Raw genomic sequence first — 6,230 nt, 5'->3', positions numbered from 1 at the left:
CTCGCACTCCATGCGAGCGGCGTACCGTGGCGCGGGGTGGAGCAGCCCGGTAGCTCGTCAGGCTCATAACCTGAAGGTCACAGGTTCAAATCCTGTCCCCGCAACCATCGGAACATATACCAAACCGCCCAGGACCCCCTGCGGCGGCTTTTTTGTGCCCTTTTTACAAGCAGTGACCTGCTCCCCGGAAATCATGCCATTGGTAAGTTAGCTTGTCAGATGGAGACGAGTGATGCGGCGAGGCCGATTTACCGAGGATCAGATCATTGGCGTGCTGCGCGAGCATGAGGCTGGCGTGAAGACCGCGGACCTGTGCCGGAAGCACGGCATCAGCGATGCGACATTCTACAACTGGAAGGTGAAGTATGGCGGCATGACCGTGTCGGAGGCGGCTCGGTTGCGGACGCTGGAGGACGAGAACCGGCGGCTTAAGAAGCTGCTGGCGGAGTCGATGCTGGACGTGTCGGCGCTGAAGGATCTGCTGGGAAAAAACTGACCCGGTCTGTGGATCGCTACGCTGCGGTGGAGAAGCTGATGGCCGACCACGGCTTCTCGGAAGCGTCGCGCCTGCAGGCTGATCGGGGTCAACCGGTTGGCATGGCAATATGAGCCGCTTCGCGGGAAGGACGATGCTGTCCGTGAGCGGATGCGCGAGATCGCCAACGAGCGCCGCCGGTTCGGCTACCGGCGGCTGGCGATCCTGCTCAGGCGCGAGGGGAAAGGCATGAACCTGAAGAAGGTCTATCGGCTGTATCGCGAGGGGCGACTGACCGTGCGCAAGCGTGGTGGCCGCAAGCGCGCATTGGGCACACGGGCGCCGATGGCGATCCCGCAGGAACCCAATCAACGCTGGTCTCTCGACTTCGTGTCGGATGCATTGGCGTGCGGCCGGCGGTTCCGTATGCTCAACGTCATCGACGATTACAGCCGGGAACGCCTGGCCTGCATCGTCGATACCTCGTTGTCAGGCCGCCGTGTCGTGCGAGAACTGACCGCCATCGCCGAGCGTCGCGGGCTGCCGTGCATGGTGGTGAGCGACAACGGGACCGAGCTGACCAGTCACGCTGTCCTCGCCTGGTGCCAGGACACCGGCGTCGAGTCGCACTACATCGCGCCCGGCAAGCCGCAGCAGAACGGCTTCGTGGAGTCGTTCAACGGACCATCGAGGCGTGGCGGACGGATTACAACACCGTACGTCCGTACAGCAGCCTTGGCGGCATGGCACCCGCCGCGTTTACCAACCGCACCCGCCAAGGGCATATGGACACCGAAGCAAAGTTATCAGCGGCCTGAAAATGGGGAGCACGTCACCCGCCGCGGCTGGTTGACGCGCCTCCCCGGCCACAGCATGGCCATCCCATGCGCTTCTTTTCAGACAATGCAGCCCCCGTGCACCCCGCCGTTCTGGCGGCCCTCGGCAATGCCAACACGCTCGACACCGCCTATGACGGCGATGCACTGAGCAAATCGCTCGATGCTCGGTTCTCGGAGCTATTCGAGACGGAGGTCACCGCACTGTGGGTACCCTCGGGCACCGCCGCCAATTGCCTGGCGCTGGCCGCGCTCTGCCCGCCTTATGGCGGCGTGGTGTGCCACCGCGATGCGCATATTCAGAATGACGAATGCGGCGCGCCCGAATTCTACACGCACGGTGCCAAGCTGATGCTGGCGGAGGGCGAGGGCGCCAAGCTGACGCCCGCGACGATCACCACCTTGCTCGACAGCATCGCCAACGACGTTCACCGCGTCCAGCCGCATGCGTTGTCGATCACCAACGCGACCGAATATGGCCGCGTCTATGCGCCGGCCGAGGTCGCCGCGATCGGCGAGCTGGCCAAGACGCGTGGCCTCGGTTTGCACATGGATGGCGCGCGCTTCGCCAATGCGGTGGCGCATCTAGGCTGCTCGCCGGCGGATGTCACCTGGCGCGCCGGTGTCGATGCGCTGAGCTTCGGCTTTATCAAGAATGGCGGGATGAGCGCCGAGGCACTGATCTTCTTCAAGCGCGATCTTGCCGCCGCCACGCTGATGCGGCGCAAGCGCGCCGGGTTGCTGCTGTCCAAGGGGCGCTATCTCGCCGCGCAATTGCTCGCCATGCTGGACGGCGATCTGTGGCTGGAAACCGCGCGCGCGGCCAATACCGGTGCGGCGTTGCTGGCGGGGGCGGCGGGGGAGCGCCTGCTACATCCGGTCGAGGCGAACGAGGTGTTTCTGCGCGCCACCGCCGACGAAGCGGCACGCTTGCGCGCGAAGGGCTTCGATTTCTATGACTGGGCGGACGGCGAGATCCGCCTGGTCACGTCCTGGGATCAACAGCCCGAGCACATCCTCCCGCTGGCCGACGCGATCGCCACGCTTTAATTCCTTCCCGAGCAACGCTCGGGAGGAGCGGGTGTTACAGTCCGAACCTTAGCGTCGCGCGGATATCCCGCCCGGCGAGTGGCGCGAAATCCTTCAGGAAGCTTGCGCTGCGTCGCGCCTCGACATCGAAGATGTTGTTGGCGCTGATCAGGAAGCTCGTCTTGCTCTGCTTGCCGAAGGGCGAGAAGCCGATCGAGGCATTGACCATCGTGTAATCATCGGTCGGCGTTTCGAACGCGGCGATGCGGTTCTGCTCGAACACATGCTCGACTTCAACGCGCCCCTGCAGCCGATCGCCCTGCGCCTCGATACCGCCCAGCACACGCGCCGCCGGGATGCGCGGCACATCGCCCTGATCGATGATGTTGGCGCGGACGTAGTCGCCGAGCAGATCGGCGTTGATGACATACTGCCCGAGCGTCGCCACGCGCAGCGAGGCGTCCGCCTCGAACCCGTAATAGCGCGCATCTTGCTGCTGATATTGGAAGCACGGCAGATCGGCCTCGCGGCCCGATGGCGCGGCCGCCGCCGCGCACACTGCCTGATCGACGCGGTTCTCCGAGATATAATTGGAGAATTTGGTGTAATACGCGGAGGCGTCAAGGCTGAAGCCATCGCCATGGAGATGCATCGTCGCTTCCGCACCGTTCGATTTCTCAAGCCGGAAATCGGGGCTGCCCAATTCATAAGCCTGCGTGCCGGCATGCCCGCCATTGGCGAACAATTCCTCGGCCGATGGCGCGCGTTCGGTGTGCGACAGGTTGAGCCCGAAGCGCACCGTGTCTGTCACGCCATAGGACGCGCCGATCGAGCCCGACACCGCCTGGAAATCACGCGTGCCGCGGAAGAAGCGATCATCGCCAACAGGCGTGCGCGCCGCGGCGGAGGTCGCTTCGTAGCGCAAACCGCCCTCGGCTTTGAACGCGCCCGCGCTATATTGCTGCAGCGTGAAGATGCCGGTCTGGCTGGTCTCGTTCTTGGGCAGGAATGCCTCGTCGCCCCGCACATTGAAATTGCGATTGAAGAATTGCACGCCCGAGGCGCCTTGCCAGCCGCCGCGATTGGCCTGGACGAGTTCGAGCCGCCCTTCGAGCCCCTTGTTGAAGAAAGCGGTGCCGACCGAATTGTCCGGCGCCAGCTCAAAATGGCGATAGCTTGCCTGGCCCGCGCGCAGCCGGATCTTGTCGAGGAAGCCGCCGCCGGTATTGACCTCGGCGCGCAGATCGACGCGATTTTGCACTACATCGAGCCGCGGCGATTCCTGCTCCTGGCCCACTTGCGTGGCATAGCGGATCGGCACGCCGTACAGGCTGTCATAATGGCTGTAGGAAACGCCGAGCGTGCCGGTATCGGTGATGATCGCCGCGCCGACGCCCGCGGTCCAGGTTTCCGCCGCCGAATTGGGCAGGCGGTTGCGTAGATTGGCCGAACCGGCAAAATCGATCGGCTCTTCGGTGTCCTGCGGCAGCCCGACTTGCGACAGCGCCTCGGCGCGCGCGCTGTTGGACAGCAGATAGCCCTTGCCGGTGCGCAGATCGCCGGTCTTGAGATACGAACCATCAGCATGCAGGACGAGATGCTCGCTTACCGCCACATCGCCGGCCATCCCGCCCGAGCGTTCGTCCGCGGCGGAGCCGTAATTGGCGATGCCGTCGAGACGGTAGCCGTTGGCGGGCACGCTGCGTGGAATGCGCGTATCGACGACGTTAACCACGCCGCCGACGGCGGATGAGCCGAACAGCAAGGCGGCGGGGCCGCGCAGCACTTCGATGCGCTCGGCGAGCAGCGGATCGATGATCACAGCATGATCGGCCGAGGTGTTGGAGACGTCGATCGAGCCGATCCCGTCGGTCAGCACGCGAATGCGCTCGCCCTGGAAACCGCGCAGGATCGGGCGCGAGGCATTGGGGCCGAACGACGAGGCGGAGACGCCCGGCTGCCGCGCCAGCGTTTCGCCGATCGTGGGCCGGAGCTCGCGGGTCAGTTCCTCGCCGGTCAGGATCGAGGTGCCCTGCAACACGTCGGTCTCGCTGCGCTGCACCGGCGCGGTGACGATGATGTCCTGCTGCGGAGGCCTGGGCGCGGTTTGCGCAGCGGCGGGGAGCGCGGTGGTGAAGGCAGTGCCGGCAAGCAGAATGGTACGAATCATGGAGGGCCCTTTGCTCTGGTCTTGTGCAGCGCAATAGATGTGATGATACAAAGTCACAAGACGCTTTACCGTGCTTTCCCCACGCTTTGCCCATGCTAAGCAGCCCCATTGGGCACAGGATCCTGTTATGAAGCGTTTTCGTTCTTTGTTGTTCGTCCCCGGCGATCGGCCCGACCGGATGGAAAAGGCGCTGGGGCTTGGCGCCGATGCGCTGATCCTGGATCTCGAAGATGCGGTGGCGTACCCCAACAAGCCGGCGGCCCGTGCGGCGGTTGCCGCATTTCTTGGCCAGCGGCCGGTCGGCGCGGTGTTTGTGCGTATCAACCCGCTGGATAGCGGGCTGGCCGAGGACGATCTCGCGGCGGTCCTGCCCGCGCGGCCGGACGGCATCGTGCTGCCCAAAGCGGAGGGCGGTGCGTCGCTCGCCGCGCTCGATGCGCGCCTCAGCGGTGACACGATGATCCTGCCGATCGCCACCGAAACGCCGGCGGCGATCTTCGCGCTGGGCAGCTATGGCGGGGTCACGCCGCGGCTTGCCGGGCTGACCTGGGGGGCGGAGGATCTGCCCGCCGCGATCGGCGCGGCCACATCGCGTGAGCCCGGTGGCGGCTATACCGCGCCCTATCAGCTCGCGCGCTCGCTCACCCTGTTCGGTGCGCATGCCGCGGGCGTGCCGGCGATCGAGACGGTCTATCCCGATTTTCGCGATCTGGATGGCCTCGCGGCCTATGCCGCGCGGGGGCGCCGCGATGGCTTTACCGGGATGATGGCGATCCACCCCGCGCAGGTTGCGGTGATCAACGCGGCGTTCGCGCCGTCCGCGGCGGAACTTGCACATGCCCGGGCGGTGATCGCGCTGTTCGCGGCTAATCCCGGCGCGGGCGCGCTCGCGCTGGACGGCAAGATGGTCGATGCGCCGCATCTGAAGGCGGCGCGCGCGTTACTCGCCGGGATGGAGTAACGATCGCCCCGCGCGCCGAAGCCGCACCCAGGCGCCGACCGCCCACCACATCAGCGCCCATAGCGCGCCGACGCCCCAGCCGGTGAGCACGTCGCTTGGCCAATGGACGCCGAGATAAACGCGGCTGCAGCCGATCGCGACGACCAGCAACGCGGCGGTGCACAGAATATAGCCGCGTACCACGCGCCCCGGCACGATCTGCATGATCAGTGTCGCCAGCGTGAGATAGACGATCGCGCTGTTGGTGGCATGGCCGCTGGGAAAGCTGGCGGAGGACACGGTGACGAGATGATCGATGATCTCGGGCCGCGGCCGCGCAACGAGCAATTTGGCGATGGACACGGCGATCGCCCCACTCACTGTACCGCCGATCACCAGCAACATGGTCAGCCACAAGCGCTTCAACGCCAGGAAGCCCACCGCGATAGCGGTGACCAGCGTCAAGATGGTCACGCCGCCCAGCGCGGTGATATCGATCATCGCCGCGCGCACCCAGCGCGGGCCGATCGGCACACCATGCGCGTTGCCATGCCGTGTCCACAGCATGATCGCGCGATCGACGGCAAGCTCCCACCCGCCACCGATCAGCGCGCCGACCGCGCCAACGATCAGGATCGTCAGCCCCAGGGCCGCGCCCGAGATCAGCAACCACGGCGGATGGCGCACATCGCCCGGCACCACGCCGCGCGCGTCGGCGCCTTCGGCCAGAAGGGCAGGGTGCAGAGGGGAAAGCGGGGCGGTCATCGCATACGCCTGATT

At 65.7% G+C, this 6,230-nt stretch carries 6 protein-coding genes and 1 tRNA gene; 5 read left to right on the top strand and 2 right to left on the bottom strand.

Annotated elements, in window-relative coordinates:
• The first annotated feature begins 30 nt into the window (after window positions 1–30).
• The 4 genes from ABC969_RS11705 (at window position 31) to ABC969_RS11690 (ending at window position 2,361) form a co-directional block, all read left to right on the top strand.
• Window positions 31–107 (top strand) — tRNA-Met (locus ABC969_RS11705).
• 125 nt (window positions 108–232) lie between these two features.
• Window positions 233–496, top strand: coding sequence for a transposase (locus ABC969_RS11700; protein ID WP_345865146.1), 264 nt, complete (start codon window positions 233–235; stop codon window positions 494–496).
• A 96-nt stretch (window positions 497–592) separates the two neighbouring features.
• Window positions 593–1,462 carry a DDE-type integrase/transposase/recombinase gene (locus ABC969_RS11695; protein WP_345865144.1) on the top strand — a complete coding sequence of 290 codons (870 nt, stop codon included), beginning with the start codon at window positions 593–595 and terminating at the stop codon, window positions 1,460–1,462.
• Entirely contained in the window at window positions 1,360–2,361 is a 1,002-nt protein-coding gene (locus ABC969_RS11690; RefSeq protein WP_345865143.1) for a threonine aldolase family protein, read from the top strand. Before ABC969_RS11695 ends, ABC969_RS11690 begins: the two co-directional genes overlap by 103 nt.
• 34 nt (window positions 2,362–2,395) lie before the next feature.
• Here ABC969_RS11690 and ABC969_RS11685 read toward each other — a convergent pair whose 3' ends face one another.
• Window positions 2,396–4,510, bottom strand: a complete 2,115-nt coding sequence (locus ABC969_RS11685; protein ID WP_345865141.1) for a TonB-dependent receptor — start codon at window positions 4,508–4,510, stop codon at window positions 2,396–2,398.
• 127 nt (window positions 4,511–4,637) lie between these two features.
• Here ABC969_RS11685 and ABC969_RS11680 point away from each other — a divergent pair, with 127 nt between their 5' ends.
• On the top strand, window positions 4,638–5,471 hold the full coding sequence (locus ABC969_RS11680; protein WP_345865139.1) for an HpcH/HpaI aldolase/citrate lyase family protein: 834 nt from the start codon (window positions 4,638–4,640) through the stop codon (window positions 5,469–5,471).
• On the opposite strand, the gene ABC969_RS11675 is transcribed toward ABC969_RS11680, so the two are convergent.
• Window positions 5,451–6,215, bottom strand: a complete 765-nt coding sequence (locus ABC969_RS11675) for a phosphatase PAP2 family protein (RefSeq protein ID WP_345865137.1) — start codon at window positions 6,213–6,215, stop codon at window positions 5,451–5,453. The two genes, ABC969_RS11680 and ABC969_RS11675, sit on opposite strands and share 21 nt — an antisense overlap.
• Window positions 6,216–6,230 lie beyond the last annotated feature (15 nt).

This window comes from Sphingomonas qilianensis, from assembly GCF_039614825.1.
Taxonomy (GTDB): domain Bacteria; phylum Pseudomonadota; class Alphaproteobacteria; order Sphingomonadales; family Sphingomonadaceae; genus Sphingomonas; species Sphingomonas qilianensis.
This window is presented reverse-complemented; position numbering and strand designations above follow the sequence as displayed.